The 16512-nt window shown below is 71.5% G+C and carries 14 protein-coding genes; 11 read left to right on the top strand and 3 right to left on the bottom strand.

Annotation, left to right across the window (positions count from 1 at the left end):
• The first annotated feature begins 43 nt into the window (after positions 1-43).
• Together murQ and ACFXOA_RS04085 are read left to right on the top strand one after the other, a co-directional pair.
• Entirely contained in the window at positions 44-1012 is a 969-nt protein-coding gene (gene murQ, locus ACFXOA_RS04090; protein ID WP_385022146.1) for an N-acetylmuramic acid 6-phosphate etherase, read from the top strand.
• Between the two features lie 35 nt (positions 1013-1047).
• Positions 1048-2589 carry a PTS transporter subunit EIIC gene (locus ACFXOA_RS04085; RefSeq protein WP_385022143.1) on the top strand — a complete coding sequence of 514 codons (1542 nt, stop codon included), beginning with the start codon at positions 1048-1050 and terminating at the stop codon, positions 2587-2589.
• A 156-nt stretch (positions 2590-2745) separates the two neighbouring features.
• Here the strand turns inward: ACFXOA_RS04085 and ACFXOA_RS04080 are convergent, their stop codons facing one another.
• The 3 genes from ACFXOA_RS04080 to ACFXOA_RS04070 form a co-directional block, all read right to left on the bottom strand.
• Complete coding sequence (locus ACFXOA_RS04080; protein ID WP_385022140.1) at positions 2746-5022, bottom strand: ATP-binding protein; 2277 nt, start codon at positions 5020-5022, stop codon at positions 2746-2748.
• Positions 5023-5238: 216 nt separating this feature from the next.
• Positions 5239-6231, bottom strand: a complete 993-nt coding sequence (locus ACFXOA_RS04075; RefSeq protein ID WP_385022137.1) for a helix-turn-helix domain-containing protein — start codon at positions 6229-6231, stop codon at positions 5239-5241.
• 251 nt (positions 6232-6482) lie between these two features.
• Positions 6483-8741 (bottom strand): ATP-binding protein, encoded by a 2259-nt coding sequence (locus tag ACFXOA_RS04070; protein WP_385022133.1) that lies wholly within the window; start codon positions 8739-8741, stop codon positions 6483-6485.
• 302 nt (positions 8742-9043) lie between these two features.
• Here ACFXOA_RS04070 and ACFXOA_RS04065 point away from each other — a divergent pair, with 302 nt between their 5' ends.
• From ACFXOA_RS04065 to ACFXOA_RS04025, 9 genes are all read left to right on the top strand, one after another.
• Complete coding sequence (locus ACFXOA_RS04065) at positions 9044-9706, top strand: hydrolase (protein ID WP_362541459.1); 663 nt, start codon at positions 9044-9046, stop codon at positions 9704-9706.
• Positions 9707-9711: 5 nt separating this feature from the next.
• Positions 9712-10212: a DoxX family protein gene (locus tag ACFXOA_RS04060; protein WP_385022129.1), complete on the top strand. Its 501-nt coding sequence runs from the start codon at positions 9712-9714 to the stop codon at positions 10210-10212.
• A 117-nt stretch (positions 10213-10329) separates the two neighbouring features.
• Positions 10330-10914, top strand: coding sequence for a Dps family protein (locus ACFXOA_RS04055; protein ID WP_385022125.1), 585 nt, complete (start codon positions 10330-10332; stop codon positions 10912-10914).
• 56 nt (positions 10915-10970) lie between these two features.
• Positions 10971-11801: an alpha/beta fold hydrolase gene (locus ACFXOA_RS04050; RefSeq protein WP_385022122.1), complete on the top strand. Its 831-nt coding sequence runs from the start codon at positions 10971-10973 to the stop codon at positions 11799-11801.
• 105 nt (positions 11802-11906) lie between these two features.
• Positions 11907-12860, top strand: a complete 954-nt coding sequence (locus ACFXOA_RS04045) for an alpha/beta hydrolase (protein ID WP_385022119.1) — start codon at positions 11907-11909, stop codon at positions 12858-12860.
• Between the two features lie 14 nt (positions 12861-12874).
• Positions 12875-14743, top strand: a complete 1869-nt coding sequence (locus ACFXOA_RS04040; protein ID WP_385022684.1) for an amidohydrolase — start codon at positions 12875-12877, stop codon at positions 14741-14743.
• 17 nt (positions 14744-14760) lie between these two features.
• Positions 14761-15483 carry a hypothetical protein gene (locus ACFXOA_RS04035; protein ID WP_385022116.1) on the top strand — a complete coding sequence of 241 codons (723 nt, stop codon included), beginning with the start codon at positions 14761-14763 and terminating at the stop codon, positions 15481-15483.
• Between the two features lie 94 nt (positions 15484-15577).
• Entirely contained in the window at positions 15578-15748 is a 171-nt protein-coding gene (locus tag ACFXOA_RS04030; RefSeq protein ID WP_104787922.1) for a hydrophobic protein, read from the top strand.
• A 201-nt stretch (positions 15749-15949) separates the two neighbouring features.
• Entirely contained in the window at positions 15950-16303 is a 354-nt protein-coding gene (locus ACFXOA_RS04025) for a PRC-barrel domain containing protein (RefSeq protein ID WP_385022113.1), read from the top strand.
• Positions 16304-16512: the final 209 nt, after the last annotated feature.

Raw genomic sequence — 16512 nt, 5'->3', positions numbered from 1 at the left:
CGCACCGCACGAGTTCAAGACCGAGAAAGCAGAGCCGCAGTTCATGACCTCCACCACCGACGCGAACGCCGACGCAGCCACCCCCGGCGGCTACGGCGAACTCCAGGCCCAGCTCGCCACCCTCACCACCGAGGCGTTCCGCCCCGAGCTGGCAGAGATCGACCAGCTGCCGACGGCGGAGATCGCCCGCATCATGAACGGCGAGGACACCACCGTCCCCGCCGCCGTGGCCGACAAGCTGCCGCAGATCGCCGCCGCGATCGACGCCACCGCCGAGCGCATGGCGCGCGGCGGCCGGCTGATCTACGCCGGCGCCGGCACGGCGGGCCGTCTCGGCGTGCTCGACGCCAGCGAGTGCCCGCCCACCTTCAACACCGACCCGTCCGAGGTCATCGGCCTCATCGCGGGCGGACCCTCCGCGATGGTCAAGGCGGTGGAGGGCGCCGAGGACAGCAAGGAGCTGGCCGCCGCCGACCTCGACGCGCTGAACCTCACCGCCGACGACACGGTGGTCGGGATCTCCGCCTCGGGCCGCACGCCGTACGCCATCGGGGCCGTCGAGCACGCCCGAGCCGGGGGTGCTCTCACCATCGGCCTCTCCTGCAACGCGGACTCCGGGCTCGCCGCCGCCGCCGAGCACGGCCTCGAGATCGTCGTCGGCCCCGAACTGCTCACCGGCTCCACCCGCCTCAAGGCGGGCACGGCCCAGAAGCTCGTGCTCAACATGCTGTCGACGATCACGATGATCCGGCTCGGCAAGACGTACGGGAACCTCATGGTCGACGTGCGCGCCTCCAACGAGAAGCTGCGCGCCCGCTCCCGCCGGATCGTCTCTCTCGCCACCGGCGCCTCCGACGAGGAGATCGAGGCGGCGCTCGCCGCCACCGACGGCGAGGTGAAGAACGCCATCCTCACCATCCTCGGCGGCGTCGACGGCCCCACGGCCGCCACGCTCCTGGCCGACTCCCAGGGCCACCTCCGCGCCGCCCTCGCGGCCGTCCGTACCACCTGACGCACCACTCCTCGCACAGCAAGGCACCACGCACCATGGCTACTGAAGACAAGAACCGCGCCACTGCCGCCGCGATCCTGCCGCTCGTCGGTGGCGCTGCGAATGTCAGCTCGATCGCCCACTGCATGACCCGGCTCCGGCTGGGCCTGCACGACCGTTCCCTCGTCGACGACGAGGCCCTGAAGGCGGTCCCCGCCGTGATGGGTGTGGTCGAGGACGACACCTACCAGATCGTCCTCGGACCGGGCACCGTCGCCCGGGTCACCCCCGAGTTCGAGCAGCTCGTCGAGGAGGGCAAGGCCACCGCCCCCGCGCCGGCCGCTCCGGCCCCCGGTCACACCGCCGAGGAGCTCGCCGACAAGGGCGCAGCCCTGAAGGCGCAGCAGAAGGCGAAGAACGCCACCCCGTTCAAGCTGTTCCTGCGCAAGATCGCGAACATCTTCGTCCCGCTGATCCCGGCCCTCATCGGCTGCGGCATCATCGCCGGCCTCAACGGCCTGCTGGTGAACCTCGGCTGGCTGCCGTCGGTCACCCCCGCCCTGGCAGCGATGGCGTCGGGCTTCATGGCCCTGATCGCGGTGTTCGTCGGCTTCAACACGGCGAAGGAGTTCGGCGGTACGCCGATCCTCGGCGGCGCGGTCGCGGCGATCATCGTCTTCCCGGGTGTCGCGAACATCGAGGCGTTCGGCCAGAAGCTCTCCCCCGGCCAGGGCGGTGTCCTCGGCGCGCTCGGCGCGGCGGTCCTCGCGGTGTACGTCGAGAAGTGGTGCCGCCGCTGGGTGCCCGAGGCGCTGGACGTGCTGGTCACCCCGACCCTCACGGTCCTGATCTCGGGCCTGGTCACGATCTTCGGCCTGATGTACGTCGCCGGTGAGGTCTCCTCCGCCATCGGTACCTTCGCCGACTGGCTGCTCTCCACGGGCGGCGCGGGCGCGGGCTTCCTGCTGGGCGGGCTCTTCCTGCCGCTGGTGATGCTGGGCCTGCACCAGGCCCTGATCCCGATCCACACCACCCTGATCGAGCAGCAGGGCTTCACGGTCCTCCTCCCCATCCTCGCGATGGCCGGAGCCGGCCAGGTCGGTGCGGCGGCGGCCGTCTACCTCCGCCTCCCCCGCAACGAGTCGATCCGCCGGACCATCAAGTCCGCCATGCCCGCAGGTCTGCTGGGTGTCGGCGAGCCCCTGATCTACGGTGTCTCGCTCCCGCTGGGCCGCCCGTTCATCACCGCCTGTGTGGGCGGCGCCTTCGGCGGCGGCTTCGTCGGCCTCTTCAACCAGCTCGGCGACTCCGTCGGCTCCACGGCCATCGGCCCGTCCGGCTGGGCCCTGTTCCCGCTGCTCGACGGCAACCACGGCCTGGGTTCCACGATCGCGATCTACGCGGGCGGTCTGCTGGTCGGCTATGTCGCGGGCTTCGTCGCCACGTACTTCTTCGGCTTCAGCAAGTCCCTGCTGGCGGAGTTCAACGTCTCCCAGGAGCCGGCCGCCTCGACGGTCGCGGCCTCGGGCGGCGGCGCCGCTCCGGGCTCGGCCACGGGCTCGGGTGACTCCCCGGCCAAGGAACCCGCACAGGTCTGAGGCACGGGCGGAAGCCCGTACGGTTCGCGAAGCCCCCGGCGGCCGGTTCTCCTGTCAGGAGACCGTGCCGCCGGGGGCTTCGCCCGTGCCACCACCGGGCGGGCGACGGGCATCCAGGGGCCGGCCGTCCTCCGGGCCCACGCGCGAGCCCGGGCATCAGGGTGCGGACGGGCACCGGCTGTGGTGTCCGCCGTCGAGCGCGGCGATCCGCTCCCGCGACATGGCCACCCTCTCCGGGTCGGCGTCGGGACCCAGGCGCAAGCAGGACTCGAAGTACCCGCGTGCCTCCTCGGGCCGGCCCGTGGCCAGCAGCGCGTCACCGAGGAACACCAGGATGCGGCTCTCCACCGCGGCATTCCTCATCTGCCTGGCGAGCGCGAGACTCGTGACGAAGTGCTCCACCGCCTCCTGCCAGCGCCCCAGTCTGCCCAGCGCGCTGCCGGTTCCCTGGTGCGCCCCGAACCTGGTCAGCGCCGCGACATGCGGCTCGATGCCGTCCCCGTAGGCCTCGACGGCGTCCAAGGTGGTCCGGAAGGCGGCGATCGCCTCCTCTGCCTGCCCCGCGTCCTCGAAGACCAGCGCAAGGTTGAACGACGCCTGCAGCATGCCGTGCACATCACCGGCGCGATCGAAGAGGCCCTGCGCGGCTTCGGCGTGGCTGAAGGCCCCGTCCGTCTCACCCAGCAGCCGGTGAGCCCAGCTGCTGTACTGGTGGGACCATGCCTGCTGCGTCAGGTCACCCGCTCGTACGGCCACCTCGCGGGCACGGGCCGAGACGTCCAGGCTGTCCCTGGGGCGCGCCTCGCACAACAGCACAGCCCACGCCAGGTAGTTCAGCTGGGTCGCCTCGGCACGCAGGTCCCCGAGCGCCTCGGCCGAACGCACCGCCAGACCGAACACCTCGCCCCAGTGACCCCAGAAGATCCACTGGTCGGAGAACCAGTGCAGCGCCTCGGCGACCTCCACCACGACCGCGTGACGGCCCTCCTCCGAGGCAGCGCGGAGCGCCACGAGCCAGTTGGCCCCCTCCGTCTGGAGCCATTCCCTGGCGCGTTCCGCATCCGACAGGTCGACGGTCCCGCGCCAGGAGTCCGGCGGTGCGCCGTGGTCGGGGTCGTACCAGCGCCCGGCCACCACCGCCGTCTCCAGCAGCCACCGGTACAGCTCGTTCCTCGACCGGTCGGCGGACTCGGCGGGCTCGTCCTCCGCCAGCCTGACGCGGGCGTAGAGGTGCAGGAGATCGTGCAGTCGGTAGCGGCTGCCCTCCGCGCCGAGCAGCCCCGCCTCGACCAGCTCCTCCAGGGTGTCCTCGGTGTCAAAAGGATCCTGGCCGGTCAGCACGGCAGCGCAGGCGACGCCGGTGTCCGGACCGGGGATCAGTGTCAGCGAACGGAACATCCGGGCCGCCACGGGTGTCAGCTGCCGGTACGACAGGTCGAACGCCGCCTTCACCCGGACGTCGCCCGCCGACAGCACGTCGAGCCGCCGGTCCTCCTGCGCCAGTCGGTCCGCCAGCCGCCGCACGGTCCACCCCGTCCGGGTGGCCAGCAAATTCCCCGCGACCCGAAGCGCCAGCGGCAGGTATCCGCAACGTTCGGCGACCTCCGCCAGAGCGGCCGGCTCGGCCTCCGCCCGCTCCGTTCCGGCGATGGAGGCCAGCATCTTCCCCGCGTCCTCCGCGGCGAGTTGCCCGAGCCACAGCCGGTGGACACCGTCCAGCTCGGTGAGCATCCGCCGGCTCGTCATCACGGTCAGGACCGAGCCCGTCGCCGGCAGCAGCGGGCGAACCTGCGCCTCGTCGCGCACGTTGTCCAGGACGAGCAGCAGCCGCCGGTCCGCGAGCACCTGCCGGTACAGCGCCGTGTGCCCGTGCGCTCCGGCCTTGGCCAGCTCGCGGTCCGGAGTGCCCAGTGCCTTCAGCACGGTGACGATCAGTTCGGCCGGACCTGGAGGGGAGTCGTACGTGCCCCGGAGGTCCACGAGGAGCTGGCCGTCCGGGAAATCGTCGGCCAGACGTCTCGCGGCGTGCAGCGCCAGGGTGGTCTTCCCCGCACCAGGAGCACCTGAGACGGACACCACGACCGGCCGGTCCCGGGACTCCTCCGCGAGCTCGGCGAGCAGTGCCGCCTCCCGGTCCCGGCCGGTGAAGTCGTCGACCCCGCGCGGGAAGGAGCTCACGCCCGCCGACCGGTAGGACGAACTGCGGCCGTCGCGCGCGGCGGCCAGCAGCCGTTCCCGTTCCGGTGCCTCCAGCGCCAGCCCGTCCGCGAGCGCGGCGACCGTACGCCTCTGCGGCGCGGCCCTCCGCTCGCGTTCCAGGTCACCGATGCCACGGATGCTGACGCCCGAGGCCGCGGACAGCCCTTCGATCGTCAGCGACCTGGCCACTCTCAGCTCCCGCAGCAACGCCCCGAACGCCACCTGCCCGCTCACGCGCGCCCTCCCCTGATCCTGATACCGGTGCATCCCCGGAAATCGCTCATCCCGGAGGAATGATCATAAAAAGTGGGCGCCCCGGAGGGCCGTTGTCCTCAGGCCGGGCACCCGTCGCCCGGATCGCCCCCGAGTTCGAGCAGCGCGTCGAGGAGGGCAAGGCCTCCGGCGCCCTCGCGCCGACGGCTCCGGCGGGCCGTGAGGGGCGGCCCTGCCTCAGGCCTTGGGCCCGTCCCCGAGGGCGGCGGCGTCCAGGGAGGCAGCCGTGCGAAGGGCGCGCCACTCCACGGGCGAGTGACCGTGGACAGCCCGGAACATCCGGCTGAAGTGAGCCGGACTGACGAATCCCCAGCGCTGGGCGATCGAGGAAACGGTCGGAGGCGACACGCTCCGGCGAGCCAGCTCGCGTGCACACCGTTCCAGCCGTCGCTGCCTGATGAAACGCGCCACCGTGACGCCCTCCGCCTCGAAGAGCCGGTGCAGGTAACGCACGGAGATGTGGTGCGCCTGCGCCACCGTGACCGGCGAGAGTTCCGGATCGGCGAGGTGCTCGTCGATATGGGCGCGGATCCTGGCCAGCAACTGCCGGCGGGGATCGTCGGTTGCGGTGTCCGTCCGACCGGCCCCGGACATCCCCTCGTGTTCGGCGACGAGGGCGCAGAACAGGTTCGCGACACCCTCCGCGGACAGGTCGGCGATCGACGCGGAGCGCGGACCTTCGGCCGCGACCAGCGTGTCCAGGAGGGCTCTCAGGGCGAGACCGAGCCCGGTCGTGGCGGGTACGACGGTTCCGCCCGCCTGCGCACGGGTGTCCCCGACCGCCAGGACGCGACGTGGCAGACGCACGATGCGGGTCGCGAACGCCGTCGGGTGTTCCAGGGTGTACGGGGCACTCGCATCCCACAGGAACAGCGTCCCCGGTCCGGCGGTGACCGTCCTGCCGGCCTGGGTGAGAACCGCCGTGCCGCGTTCCTGGACGCCGAAGACGGCGAAGCTTTCGGCGTCTTCGGCGATGTGCGCCCGCGTCCGGTGGACACCGCCGGTATCCGCCTCCAGGTCACTCACCCGCACGAATCCCACCTGGGTGGTACGGGACCGCGCGCTGCCGTCCCCCCGTCCGCCCGTGGTGACACCCACCGCGCCCAGCACCCCTTCGACGGCGGCGCGCCACCGTCTTCGACCGTCGTCGCAGGAAACCGTCTCCGTCATAATCTGGCTCACCCGGCTGCATCTCCACACGGTGCTCTGGGCTGAGGCCTGTGTGCCGTGGTGCGCACGGCTGGTCAGGAGCGGATACGGGTGACGCCGTCGTCACCCGCTCACGCATGGATCCCCCCATGCCGCGCGGCGCTGCCGTGCGGCCCTGGCCCGACGGCATCGGAGCCGCCCTTCCCCACCCATGGACAGCGAACCAGCGGGCGCCGGGACACTCCAGGCAGAAGAGAGGCAGAAAGACGGCATCACCCGGCGGAGTCGAGCTGCGCGAGCCGCTCGCGCGCCGTGCTCACCCGCTGCGGATCGGCATCCGGTCCGAGGCTCACGCATCGCTCGAAGCAGTCACGTGCCTCCTCGTGACGGCCCGCGGACCGCAGGGCGTCGCCGAGTTTCACCAGTGCGCGGCTCTCCAGCGCCGCGTTCCCCATCTCCCGGGAGAGGCTGAGCCCCATCTCGAACTGCTCCACGGCCTCCGTCCAACGCCCCAGGGTGCAGAGCGCGGTGCCGATGCTCTGCCGGGTACCGATAGTGGTGAAGACGTGCAGGTGCGGAGCGATCCGCCCCTGGATCCTTTCGAGAACGCCCAGGGTCTCCTCACAGGAGTCGATGGACTCCTCCGCCCGCCCCACGCGATCGAAGAGGATGGCGCGGTGCAACAGGGCCTGTGGCAGCCCGTTGACGTCGTCGGCGCGGGTGAACAGGCCGATCGCCGCGTCCACATGGCGGAAGGCCTCCTCGATCTCGTCCAGCAGCCGGTGAGCCCAGCCGCTGTACTGGTGGGACCAGGCCTGCTGCGTCAGATCTCCCGCTCGTACGGCCACCTCGAGGGCGCGGGCCGAGACGGCCAGGCTGTCCCTGGGCCGCGCCTCGCACAACAGCACAGCCCACGCCAGGTAGTTCAGCTGGGTCGCCTCCGCCACGGGATTCCCGAGCTCCTCGGCCGAACACACCGCCAGGTCGAACACCTCCCTCCAGTGCCCCCAGAAGATCCACTGGTCGGAGAACCAGTGCATCGCCTCCGCGACCTCCACCACGACGGCGTGACGGCCCTCCTCCGAGGCAGCGCGGAGCGCCACGAGCCAGTTGGCTGCCTCCGCCTGGAGCCATTCCCTGGCGCGTTCCGCATCCGACAGGTCGACGGTCCCGCGCCAGGAGTCCGGCGGTTCACCGTGGTCGGGGTCGTACCAGCGCCCGGCCACCACCGCCGTCTCCAGCAGCCACCGGTACAGCTCGTTCCTCGACCGGTCCACAGCGTCGGCGGGCTCGTCCTCGCCCAGCCGGACCCTGGCATAGAGGTGAAGGAGATCGTGCAGCCGGTATCGGCTGCCCTCCGCGCCGAGCAACCCGGCCTCGACCAACTCCTCCAGCGTGTCCTCGGCGTCGTAGAGATCCTGCCCGGTGAGCCTGGCGGCGCTGGCGGCGCTGGTGTCCGTGCCCGGCACCAGGGTGAGCAGCCGGAACATGCGTGCCGCCCCCGGGGTCAGCTGCCGGTAGGAGAGGTCGAAGGCCGCGTCCACCCGGACGTCGCCCGCGGACAGCACGTCGAGCCGCCGGTCCTCCTGCGCCAGTCGGTCCGCCAGCCGCCGCACGGTCCACCCCGTCCGAGTGGCCAGCAGGTTCCCCGCGACCCGGAGCGCCAGCGGCAGGTATCCGCAACGTTCGGCGACCTCCGCCAGGGCGCGTGGTTCGGCCTCCGCCCGCTCCGTTCCGGCGATGGAGGCCAGCAGGGTCCCGGCGTCCTCCGGAGTCAGCTGCCCCAGCCACAGCCTGTGGACGCCCTCCAGCCCGGTGAGCATCCGCCGGCTCGTCACCACGGTGAGGGTCGCCCCCGAGCCCGGCAGCAGGGGGCGCACCTGCGTCTCGTCCTCGGCGTTGTCCAGGACCAGCAGCATCCGGCGGTCCGCCAGCACCTGCCGGTAGAGCGCCGCGTGGCCCTGTGGCCCGGCCGTCGACAGTTCGCGGTCCGACGCCCCCAAGGCCTTCAGCACGGTGACGACGAGTTCTGCCGGTCCGGGCGGGGAGTCGTGCGTGCCCCTCATGTCCACCATCAGTTGACCGTCGGGGAACTCGTCGGCCACCTGTCTCGCGGCGTGCAGCGCCAAGGTCGTCTTCCCCGCACCGGGTGTCCCCGAGACGGCCACCACGGCCGGTCGGGCACGCGGCTCCCCCGCCAGAGCGGTGAGCAGGTCCATCTCCCTTTCCCGGCCGGTGAAGTCGTCCACGCTGCGTGGAAAGGAGCGCACCCCCACCGGCCGGTAGGACGAGCTCCTGCCCGCACGCGCGGCGGCCAGCAACCGCTCACGTTCCGGTTCCCTCAGGTCCAGCCCCTCCGCGAGTGCGGCGACCGTGCGTCGCTGCGGTGCGGCCCTCCGGTCACGTTCCAGGTCACCGATGCCCCGCACGCTGATGCCCGAGGCCTCCGACAGCCCCTCGATCGTCAGAGATCTGGCAAGTCGCAGCTCCCTGAGCAACGCGCCGAAAGCCCCTTGGCCCCCATTCCTCACCCTGTCTCCTCCCGCACGCATGGCCACGCCCCCAGCCCTCGCTTCAGAAGAATGATCATAAAAGACTTCAAAGGAGGCATGCAGATCTGTCTCATGGACATCGCGGACACAGCCTCGCGCCGCACGCGGCCGACCGGGAGTGCACTGACGTGCCAGCACTCGTGCACGGGGAGAACCACCGGCGCCCCCGTCCGCTCGTAGTTTCGGTGCGTGACCGGCCGCGAGAACGCGGCAGGTCCGACGCCCCGGCCGCGCGACCCCGGCAGTGGTGGCATCTCCCGACCGTTCCGAGAGGACACCCCATGTTCGACATCACCAAGGTGCAGGCCGCCCCCAGCGCCGACCTGATCACCCCCGACAACGCGGTCATGCTCTTCGTCGACCACCAGCCGCAGATGTTCTTCGGCACCGGCAGCGGTGACCGTGCCGCGATCATCAACAGCACGGTGGGGCTGGCCAAGGCCGCCCGCGCCTTCGACGTGCCCACCGTCCTGACCACGGTCGCCGCCGAGTCGTTCTCCGGCCCGCTGCTCCCGCAGCTGGCAGAGGTCTTCCCGAAGGCCGACATCATCGACCGCACGTCCATGAACGCCTGGGAGGACGAGGCCCTCGTCGCGGCGGTCAAGGCGACCGGCCGCCGGAAGATCGTCCTGTCCGGGCTGTGGACCGAGGTCTGCCTGGTGCTGCCCGCGCTCTCCGCCCTGGAGCAGGGGTACGAGGTGTACGTCGTCTCCGACGCCTCCGGTGGTGTCAGCCCCGCCGCCCACGAGCACGCCCTGCAGCGGATGATCGCCGCCGGCGCCGTGCCGGTGACCTGGGTGCAGGTGCTGCTGGAGCTCCAGCGCGACTGGGCGCGCCAGGAGACGTACGGCGCCGTGATGGACATCGTCAAGGAGCACGCCGGCGCCTACGGGCTGGGCGTCGTCTACGCGCAGTCCGTCATCGGCGAGCACGCGGCGGGCTGACCTCCGTGGACACCGGCATTCTGATCCTGCGTCTGCTGGTGGGCCTGCTCGTCGCCGGTCACGGCGTCCAGAAGGTGAGCTTCCACCTGGGCGGGCGCGGGCTCGACGGCGGGACCGAGGAGTTCCGCTCCGACGGCTTCCGGGGCGGTGTCCTCACCGCCCTCGCGGCGGGCGGCGGCCAGATCGGTTCGGGTCTGCTGCTCGCCGCCGGTCTCCTCACCCCGCTCGCCGCGACCGGCACCGTCGGGGTGATGACGGTCGCCGCCACCGTGAAGTGGGGCAACGGGCTCTGGGTGCAGAACGACGGTTACGAGTACCCGCTCGTCCTGATCGGAGCCGCTGTGGCCCTCGCCGCCACCGGCCCCGGCGAATGGTCCGTCGACGCGGCGATCGGCCTCACGCCGTTCCCGCTGTGGTGGACGGCCGTGGTCCTGGCCGCCGGAGCCGGGAGCGGGCTGCTGGCCCGGCTCGTGCTCCACCGCGCCCCGGAGCCCGTACGGCGCTGAGCGACCGCACCGAGCCGGCCCGCCCGCCCGGCGCTCTCCCCTGCCCGCGCGGGCGGGCCACCACTTCTCGCACCCCGTGCTGCCGGACACCCGTCAGCACCCGAATCGGAGTCATCGATGCAAGCGCCCACGACCACACCCCGCCGGGACGGCGGACAGCCCCTCCTGCACCAGACCGGCGAGGAGACCCAGCCGTTCGGCACGCTGAAGCAGCTCCCGATCGGCCTCGGGCACGACACCCGGATGTACGCCTGCCAGCGGCTGAACCACCTGCTCGCCGACACGCAGATCCTGTACTCCCTCTACAAGAAGCACCACTGGCTGATGCGCGGGGCGACCTTCTACTCGCTCCACCTGATGCTGGACAAGCACGCCGACGAGCAGCTGGCGATCGTGGACGCGCTGGCCGAACGGGTCCAGTCCCTGGGCGGTGTCGCGGTCGGCGACCCCCGCCACGTGGCGGAGCTGACCTCGATACCCCGGCCTCCCGACGGCGTCGAGCAGGTGCCGGTGATGCTGTCGCGCCTCCTGGACGCGCACGAGCGCATCCTCACCGACGCCCGCGACGCCGCTGCCCGCCTCTCCGCCGAAGGCGACGAGGGCAGCAACGACCTGCTGATCTCCCAGGTGGTCCGCACCGGCGAGGCCCAGGTGTGGTTCCTGGCCGAACACCTCGTGGACACCCCCCTGGTGCGCGCCTGACCGGCGCCACCCCACCCCGCACCCCGCACCCACCAACCCGAACAAGGAAGTCACCCATGCCCTACATCAAGGTCGCCGAAGGCAACTCCGCCCCCGTCGAGCTCTACTACGAGGACCACGGCATCGGCCGCCCGGTCGTACTCATCCACGGCTGGCCGCTGAACGGCGCCTCCTGGGAGCGGCAGACCGCGGCCCTGCTCGCCTCGGGCCACCGGGTCATCACCTACGACCGCCGCGGCTTCGGCCGCTCCGACCAGCCCGCCGACGGCTACGACTACGACACCTTCGCCTCCGACCTGAACGAGGTCCTGAAAGCCCTCGACCTGGACGACGTCACCCTCGTCGGCTTCTCCATGGGTACGGGCGAGGTCACCCGCTACCTCGGCAGGTACGGCTCCGCGCGCGTCGCGAAGGCCGTCATGATCGGCGTCGTCCCGCCGTTCCTGCTGAAGACCGACGACAACCCGACCGGTGTGGACGCAGGCGTCTTCAAGGGCATCGAGGAGGCGATCGTCGCGGACCGTTTCGCGTTCATGACGGACTTCCTCGCCGACTTCTACAACGTGGACGTCCTGGGCGGCGACCGCATCAGCGACCAGGCCGTCCAGGCCAGTTGGAACGTCGCCGCCGGCGCCTCCGCCAAGGGGACGCTCGACTGCGTACAGGCCTGGCTCACCGACTTCCGCGACGACCTGCCCGCGTTCGACATCCCCACGCTGATCGTCCACGGCGACGCCGACCGCACCCTGCCGATCGGAGCCACCGCGATCCCGCTCTCGAAGAGCATCGCCGGCGCCGAACTGAAGGTGATCCCCGGCGGCCCGCACGGCCTGCTGTGGACGCACTCCGACGAGGTCAACGCCGCGCTGCTCGCCTTCCTGGACTGAGCCCACCGCCCGCCGTCCGGGAGCGGTGACCACCCTGTCCCGCCCCGGGCGGCGTCCACCCGCCCACGCACCCCTTGCCCCACGACCTCCGAAGGAGCTCCGTTCATGCCCGACCAGCCCGTACTCGACGCCGCCGCCCAGGCGTTCGCCGAGGCCACCGCCCAGCCCCCGTACCTGTACCAGATCCCCGTGGCGGACGGCCGCAAGGCCGTCGACGACGTCCAGAGCGGCGAGGGTGTCCCGCTGCCCGCCGTGGACGAGGAGTGGATCACCGTCCCGGGCGGCCCCACCGGTGGCGTCCGCACCCGGATCGTCCGCCCCGCCGGCGTCACCGGCCCCCTCCCCGTGGTCCTCTACATCCACGGCGCGGGCTGGGTCTTCGGCAACGCCCACACCCACGACCGTCTGGTGCGCGAACTCGCCGTGGGGACCGGGGCGGCCGTGGTCTTCCCGGAGTACGACCTCTCCCCCGAGGCCCGCTACCCGGTCGCCATCGAGCAGAACTACACGGTCGCCCGCTGGGTCGTCGCGGAGGGCCGGACCAAGGACCTCGACGGGCAGCGCCTGGCCGTCGCGGGTGACTCGGTCGGCGGGAACATGAGCGCCGCCCTCACCCTCATGGCCAAGGAGCGCGGCGACGTCCGCATCGCCCACCAGGTGCTCTTCTACCCGGTCACCGACGCGTCGTTCGACACCGAGTCCTACGAGCAGTTCGCCGAGGGCTACTTCCTGCGCCGCGACGCCATGCGCTGGTTCTGGGACCAGTACACGACCGACGAGGGCGAGCGGGCGCAGATCACCGCCTCGCCGCTGCGCGCCTCCCTCGACCAGCTGACCGGCCTCCCGCCGGCCCTGGTGATCACCGCCGAGGCCGACGTCCTGCGCGACGAGGGCGAGGCCTACGCGGCCCGGCTGCGCGCGGCGGGCGTCCCGGTGACGGCCCTGCGGGTGCAGGGGGTCATCCACGACTTCGTGATGCTGAACGCGCTCCGCGGGACCCCCGGGGCCGAGCTCGCGATCGGCCTGGCGACGCGGACCCTGCGCGGAGCCCTCGCGTGACCGGCCCCGCGAGCATGCCCGTGGCGGGGGTCGTCCCCGCCACGGTCCCGGACGGCCGGCCCGCGGATCTGCTGGTCCGCAACGCCAAGGTGTTCACCGGCGATCCCGCCCGCCCCGAGGCACGGGCCGTCGCGATCCGCGACGGCCTGGTGGCCGGCGTCGGCGACGACCACACCCTGGCCGCTCTCGTCGGCCCGCACACCGAGGTCGTCGACGCGCTCGGACGGCGGGTGATCCCGGGGCTCAACGACTCCCACCTGCACGTCATCCGCGGTGGTCTGAACTACGTCCTCGAACTCCGCTGGGACGGCGTGCGCAGCCTCCGCCAGGCCCTGGCCATGCTGCGCGAGCAGGCAGGCCGTACACCGAAGGGACAGTGGATACGGGTCGTCGGAGGGTGGACGGCCGAGCAGTTCGCCGAGCGCCGGATGCCGACGGTCGCCGAGCTGAACGCCGCCGCACCCGACACCCCGGTCTTCGTCCTGCACCTCTACCAGTCCGCGCTGATGAACCGCGCCGCCGTACAGGCCGCGGGGTTCACCCGGGACACCCCCGACCCGCGCGGCGGGCAGATCGTGCGAGGCCGGGACGGAGAGCCCACCGGGGTCCTCCTCGCGGCTCCGAGCGCCCTGATCCTGTACTCCACCCTGGCCAAGGCACCCGCCCTGGACGAGGCGGACAAGCGGACGTCCACCCAGCACTTCCTCCGCGAGCTCAACCGCTTCGGGCTGACCTCGGCGGTCGACGCGGCCGGCGGCTTCCAGAACTTCCCCGACAACTACGCCACCGTCATCGACCTGGCCCGGTCGGGCGAACTCACCCTGCGGATCGCCTACCACCTGTTCCCGCAGACCGCCGGGCAGGAACTCGCCGACCTCAGGCGCTGGACCGAGATGGTCGGTCCCGGCGACGGCGACGAGTGGCTCCGCCTCAACGGCGCCGGGGAGAACCTGACCTGGGCGGCCGCCGACTTCGAGAACTTCTCCGAGCCCCGCCCCGAACTCGCCCCGGACTACGAGGCCGAGTTCGAACAGGCGGTACGCCTGCTGATGGAGAACGGCTGGGGCTTCCGCCTCCACGCGACGTACGACGAGACGATCCGCCGCGACCTGGACGTCTTCGAGAAGCTCGCGGCCGAAGGGCTGTTCCCCGACGGCAACTGCTGGCTCTTCGACCACGCGGAGACGGTTTCGGGGCACAGCCTGGACCGGATCGCCGCCCTCGGCGGCGCCCTGTCCGTGCAGAACCGCATGTCCTTCCAGGGCACCGCCTTCCTGGACAGGTACGGGGCCGAGGCCGCCGCCCAGGCCCCGCCGGTACGGGCGATGCTGGACCGGGGGCTGACCGTCGGCGCGGGGACGGACGCGACCCGGGTGTCCTCGTACAACCCGTGGGTCGCGCTCCACTGGCTGGTGACCGGCCGCACCGTCGGCGGCACTGCGCTGTACCCGGCGGAGAACCTGATCGACCGGGAGACCGCCCTCGGCCTCTACACCCGCGGCGGCGCCCGGCTGACCGGCGAGCAGGACGTCAAGGGAATCCTCCGCGAGGGCTTCTACGGCGACCTGGCGATCCTCTCGGACGACTACCTGACCGTGCCGGAGGCCGTCATCCCCGACATCGAGTCGGTGCTCACCGTCGTCGGCGGCCGGATCGTCCACGCCGCCGCCGAGTACGACGGGCTCGACGAGCCCGTCCCGCCGGTCAGCCCGCTGTGGAGCCCGGTGGCGCACTTCGGGGGCTACCGCTCCGCCGGGGCGGCCCAGGCCGACCTGATGGCCGACGCGGTCGCCGAGTCCGACGAACACCGGCTGTGGCGTGTCGCGCGTGGCCTCACCCCCGACACCCCGCCGCCCTTCCTCGACCCCTGCTTCCTCCACTGACCAAGGGAAAGCCTCGTATGACCACCTCGGCCGGCACAGAGCCGGACCACTCCACGGGCCCGCTCCCGGGGCGCCGCTTCGAAGCGGACCTCCGGTCGATGACCCGCATCAATCTGCGTCCCATCGCCTCACCGATGCCGCTGGGCTTCTTCACCGTGGCGATCGCCTCCGTGATGACGGCCTGCCTGCAGCTCGACGTCTTCGAGGCCGCGGACCGCGAGGCCGTCGCCCTGTGCGTGCTGCCCGCCTTCTTCCTCCAGCTCCTCGTGAGCTTCCTGGCCTTCGGCGCCCGGGACGTGATCGCGGCGACGCTCATGGGAACCTTCGCGAGCAGCTGGCTGGCCTACGCCCTCGTCCTCGGCACCGGGTCGGCCGGGGGGACGCGCGTGCTCGGCGTCTTCAACCTGGCCCTCCTGTGCTTCGGGGCGCTGATGGCAGCCGTCACCCGGCCCAAGCGCGCACTGTGGTTCGTGATCGTGGCGTCGCTGCCGCGCTGGGCGGCCACCGGGCTCTCAGGGCTGACCGAAGCCGACTGGCTTCGGTACACCTCCGGGGGCCTCGGCATCCTGGTGGCGATCGTGGCCGCCTACACGGCGTTCGCCCTGCTGCTGGAGGACGTACGCAGCGAGGAGGTACTCCCCATCGGCCGCAGCGGCCCCGCCCACACCGCCGTCGAGGGCGACCTCTCCGTACAACTGCGCAACCTGGAACGGCAGGCGGGGGTGCGTCGCACGCTGTGACGCACACACCGGCACACACCGCGGGCACCTCCGAGAAGAAGGTGTGTGTAATCGGAAAACCGCAGGGCACCAGATGCCTCGGAGGTTGATGACTATGGTTCCCCTGCTTCTCGTTCTTCTGCTCGCCCTGATTCTTTTCGGTGCCGGTTTCGCACTCAAGGCACTGTGGTGGATCGCAGTGATCGTGCTGGTCGTCTGGCTCATCGGATTCTTCGTCCGGCCGGCGGCGAGTGGCGGCAAGCGTGGCCGTTGGTACCGCTGGTAAACAGACACGGCCAGCGCAGACGCGGGTGGGGCGGGACCTTCGGGTCCCGCCCCACCCGCGTTTTCCGCGACTATGCCGAATCACCGCGCATGGACCGGAATTACGCGGGCAGGCGAATATCGAGCGGCACTCACCACCCATTACCAACGGTCAGGTGAGAACAGCCGCACCGATCGAACCCGTCGAGGAAGGAGCCATTTCATGAGTGACAACCTGTGGGGCTATCAGCCTTCCAGCGGTCACACCGCGGGCGCCGATCTGACCGGATACTCGGTCGAGGCGACGGACGGAACCATCGGAAAGGTCGACAAGCACTCCGACGAAGTGGGCTCCGCCTATCTCGTCGTCGACACCGGAGTGTGGATCTTCGGCAAGGACGTCCTGCTGCCGGCCGGCACCGTCAAGGCGATCGACCTGGAGAGCCACACGGTGCACGTCGATCTGACGAAGGCCCAGATCAAGGACTCCCCGGAGTTCGACAAGCACAAGCATGCGGGCGACCCGGGCTACCACGCCCAGGTCGGCGGCTACTACGACAGCTACCGCATCATGTGACCCTCACGGCAAGATGCGCAGAGGCCGGGCCGGCTCCCCTGGAGCCGGCCCCGCTGTCGCGTGTGAACGGTGCTGTCGCGTGTCGGGTCAACCGCTCAGGCCGGGAAGTCGCCGGTGAGCAACCGTCTCCCGGAGGGCACCGACCCTGATCCCTGTCACGTGTGGACGGCGGGCGGCCGGAACGCTGGTAGCGGTGAGGCCCACGGTAA

Source organism: Streptomyces sp. NPDC059166 (assembly GCF_042755185.1).
Lineage (GTDB): Bacteria > Actinomycetota > Actinomycetes > Streptomycetales > Streptomycetaceae > Streptomyces.
The sequence above is the reverse complement of the archived record's forward strand: the minus strand, read 5'-3'. Positions and strand labels throughout refer to the sequence as shown.

What these genes read in the sequence shown, in the direction of transcription:
- ACFXOA_RS04050 (WP_385022122.1), top strand. Translation starts at nt 10,971, where the DNA reads ATGCCCTACATCAAGGTCGCCGAAGGCAACTCCGCCCCCGTCGAGCTC.
- ACFXOA_RS04040 (WP_385022684.1), top strand. Translation starts at nt 12,875, where the DNA reads ATGCCCGTGGCGGGGGTCGTCCCCGCCACGGTCCCGGACGGCCGGCCC.
- ACFXOA_RS04085 (WP_385022143.1), top strand. Translation starts at nt 1,048, where the DNA reads ATGGCTACTGAAGACAAGAACCGCGCCACTGCCGCCGCGATCCTGCCG.
- ACFXOA_RS04030 (WP_104787922.1), top strand. Translation starts at nt 15,578, where the DNA reads ATGGTTCCCCTGCTTCTCGTTCTTCTGCTCGCCCTGATTCTTTTCGGT.
- ACFXOA_RS04055 (WP_385022125.1), top strand. Translation starts at nt 10,330, where the DNA reads ATGCAAGCGCCCACGACCACACCCCGCCGGGACGGCGGACAGCCCCTC.
- ACFXOA_RS04035 (WP_385022116.1), top strand. Translation starts at nt 14,761, where the DNA reads ATGACCACCTCGGCCGGCACAGAGCCGGACCACTCCACGGGCCCGCTC.
- murQ (WP_385022146.1), top strand. Translation starts at nt 44, where the DNA reads ATGACCTCCACCACCGACGCGAACGCCGACGCAGCCACCCCCGGCGGC.
- ACFXOA_RS04075 (WP_385022137.1), bottom strand. Translation starts at nt 6,231, where the DNA reads ATGACGGAGACGGTTTCCTGCGACGACGGTCGAAGACGGTGGCGCGCC.
- ACFXOA_RS04065 (WP_362541459.1), top strand. Translation starts at nt 9,044, where the DNA reads ATGTTCGACATCACCAAGGTGCAGGCCGCCCCCAGCGCCGACCTGATC.
- ACFXOA_RS04045 (WP_385022119.1), top strand. Translation starts at nt 11,907, where the DNA reads ATGCCCGACCAGCCCGTACTCGACGCCGCCGCCCAGGCGTTCGCCGAG.
- ACFXOA_RS04025 (WP_385022113.1), top strand. Translation starts at nt 15,950, where the DNA reads ATGAGTGACAACCTGTGGGGCTATCAGCCTTCCAGCGGTCACACCGCG.